The sequence below is a fragment of the Ruegeria sp. AA3 genome (assembly GCF_056542905.1).
Genome location: NZ_JBQGAQ010000033.1, coordinates 1 through 2,699 on the forward strand (window position 1 = coordinate 1; position 2,699 = coordinate 2,699).

5 protein-coding genes are annotated in these 2,699 nt (G+C 56.5%); 1 reads left to right on the forward strand and 4 read right to left on the reverse strand.

All coding sequences use genetic code 11. From position 1 onward, the window contains the following. The 3 genes from ACR0JR_RS22250 to ACR0JR_RS22260 all read right to left on the reverse strand — a co-directional run. On the reverse strand, positions 1 to 315 hold a 315-nt coding region (locus tag ACR0JR_RS22250; RefSeq protein ID WP_480458200.1), incomplete at its 3' end, for a hypothetical protein. A 267-nt stretch (positions 316 to 582) separates the two neighbouring features. After that, positions 583 to 1,557 carry an ExeA family protein gene (locus tag ACR0JR_RS22255; RefSeq protein WP_480425612.1) on the reverse strand — a complete coding sequence of 325 codons (975 nt, stop codon included), beginning with the start codon at positions 1,555 to 1,557 and terminating at the stop codon, positions 583 to 585. After that, a complete protein-coding gene (locus ACR0JR_RS22260; protein ID WP_480424837.1) occupies positions 1,557 to 2,018 on the reverse strand; it encodes a hypothetical protein in 462 nt (153 codons plus the stop codon). The genes ACR0JR_RS22255 and ACR0JR_RS22260 overlap by 1 nt, the downstream gene beginning before the upstream one ends. Here ACR0JR_RS22260 and ACR0JR_RS22265 point away from each other — a divergent pair. Beyond that, positions 1,935 to 2,273, forward strand: a complete 339-nt coding sequence (locus ACR0JR_RS22265) for an integrase core domain-containing protein (RefSeq protein ID WP_480433214.1) — start codon at positions 1,935 to 1,937, stop codon at positions 2,271 to 2,273. The two genes, ACR0JR_RS22260 and ACR0JR_RS22265, sit on opposite strands and share 84 nt — an antisense overlap. Before the next feature lie 20 nt (positions 2,274 to 2,293). Here ACR0JR_RS22265 and ACR0JR_RS22270 read toward each other — a convergent pair. Continuing rightward, the coding region (locus ACR0JR_RS22270; protein ID WP_480458201.1) for a recombinase family protein at positions 2,294 to 2,699 on the reverse strand (406 nt) is incomplete at its 5' end.

Genomic DNA, 2,699 nt, shown 5'->3' on the forward strand with positions numbered 1-2,699 from the left:
TGAGGCGCGTCGTGGGTGGTTTGCCAAAGACTGCCAATCGCCTGTAGCACGGCGAGCATCCACGTAAGCTTTCAGGACTTCGCCAGCAGTATGACCGTCTTCGCCCGCCTGTTCCCAGTAGTGCTCAATAGCGTGATCGTCATAGTCGCGATTGTGCATCGCAAGCCAGAATTTGCGATCATGCGAGTTGACTGACTTGTCACTGCACTCTGCTGCGTCCGATACTACGGCCTCAAATCCGTTGATGTCGACGATCGCGCCATCAATCAGAGTCTCCGCATTCGGATTGTATCCATGCCCGATGATCGCGCTCACACCGGCTCTGAACGCGGGAGTGAGATTTGGTGAAAGTCGTGCAATTGCGGTGTGAAAATTACCGCGAAATGAGCCATTCCTGAACCCTATGTGTAGCGGCTTGAGATCATAATCCGTTGGGCGCGAGATCATCGCTGTTTCTGGCTCAGATTATTTGAGACTATAATTCGATTTGGGACCACTTTATTTGAGAACGGGCTCAGAATAATTGAGACGGGCTCACATTTCTGAGACTGGGATCGGTGGGGTGAGACCATCCACATGACCTCATAGCGACAACCCCGCCATCCGCATTCGCTCTGCCAATTCGCGGGTCCGCGCGGGTTCAAGCTGCCCGCTCAGGAAGCGTTTGATCTCGGCAGGTTTGGACTGGAACTGATCCGCCAATACCTTCACAGAATAGCCCTGCCGGGTGAGACGTGGCTCCAAGTCATCAAAGTCGGGGGCCAGGGTGGCCGACACAATATCCGGCGTGATTGGTTTCTGGCCGATGCGGAACCCGGCCTCCAATGCCCGGTTTAAATATTCGGCAAACTGTAAGGGTGTGGTCAGGCGCTCTGCCAGTAGGTCCAGCGCCGCCGGTTCGATAATCTCGTCAAGTGGAGCGTCGTCCTCGGTACACTGGTCCAAAAGCCAGTCGAGATAGGTTCGGGACTCTTCCCCCAATCCTTCGAAGGGCAGGATATCAGTGCGATGCCCGATCTCTTCCATCGTTGGGCGGCGAAGGTCGTTTCGCAGCTTCGGATGGCCGACCAGAATAACGGACAGATTGCCTCCGCCGCGCGCGATCACTTCCATCAGGCGTTTCAGCCCGATCAATGTCTTTCCATACAGATCATGGGCCTCATCGACAAACAGCGCCACGGGCTTTCCGGAGCGGGCTACCAGCTTCTGAAGTTCTCGTTCCCTCTTTTCACCTTGGGTTGGAATCTTTGGTTCTTTCTCTCGTGAGAGATCGTAGAACAGGGCTGAGATTAGCGTCGGAACGGTCGTGCGGGCTTTGTCCACCGACAGGCTTTCGGCGACAGTGACCTTCTTTTCGCGCGCAATTTCATCTTGCAACCGGTGCAGGAACACAGTCTTGCCGATGCCAACTGGGCCTGTCACAGCGATCAGGCGTCCGGTTCCAATGCCCGCCCGGACGGTGTGGGTGATCTGACGATGGTTCTCGGTCTCATAGAATCCGGCAGCTCGCCAGTCCTTGATCAGCCCATATCGCGCCATGATCTCGGCATTCAGCATTACTCGCTCTCCTCTTCAGCGGCCGGTCGCTTAGGCGAGAACCGGGCAGTTATTCCTTGTTTGATTTCCGTCTTGTCGAGCGTGCGGTCGACAAGATCATTCACGAACGACAGATCCTCGTCTGTCAGGCGGGCCAGCGGCTTGTGCAGCAAATCCGAGACCCCGCGCAGCGCATCCAATCGGCTGCTATAGGTGAACTCTCCATAGGGATCCGGATCGACAAAGGCCTGGCTGGCGAACGGCAGTACGTCTGCGGCTTTGGCCAGGCTTGAATCCAACCCGGCAAGCGCCGATCTGGGCACCGAGATCTTCTGCGCAAGATCTCCGATCCTGTCGGCCCGTGCCTGTGTTTGTGTTTTCTTGGGCTTGCGATAGCGATGCAGCGGGATAGGCCCACCTGTCGGGCGGTAGGGGCCAAAGCGCTTGTCGTTCCACTCAACGAACAGCTCGTGATCAAACACCTGCAGACCTGGTTAAGAAAGGTGGGCATTAAGCCGATCCAAATCTACCCGGGATCACCTTGGGAGAATGGATACAACGAGCGCTTCAATGGCACTCTGCGCCGGGAAGTCCTCAACGCAGAATGGTTCCACACCACCAAACAGGCTCAGATCGTCATCAATACCTGGCTTAGACAGTACAATCGTGTCAGACCCCATCAGGCTCTAAACATGCGACCGCCCGTTCCAGAAACCTTGCTCAAAACTGGCCCATAGAATTGGGGCTGGACAATTGCTCATACGGAATTTCCGTCCAGCAGTTTCTGACCAGGCGCTTTCGCGGTTCCGTCCCCGTTTACATATTCGTAAAGCGTCGTTGTGGTGATCCCGAGGCGCTTTGCCAGATCTGAAGCGTTGGTCTCACGATCCGCCATGCCTTTCATTGCCATGCGCAACATGGTCAAATCCATCTTGCGCGGTCGCCCACCTTTCCGGCCCCGCGCACGTGCTGCTGCCAGCCCGGCGTGGGTGCGTTCAGCGATGAGTTCCCGTTCGAACTCAGCGAGGCTGGCAAAGATGCCGAAGACGAGACGCCCATTCGCGGTTGTCGTATCAATCTCGGCACCGGCGCCAGAAAGAACGCGGAGGCCAACGCCGCGCTCTCGTAGGCCGTCAACCGTTGCTACAAGATGCTTGAGACCG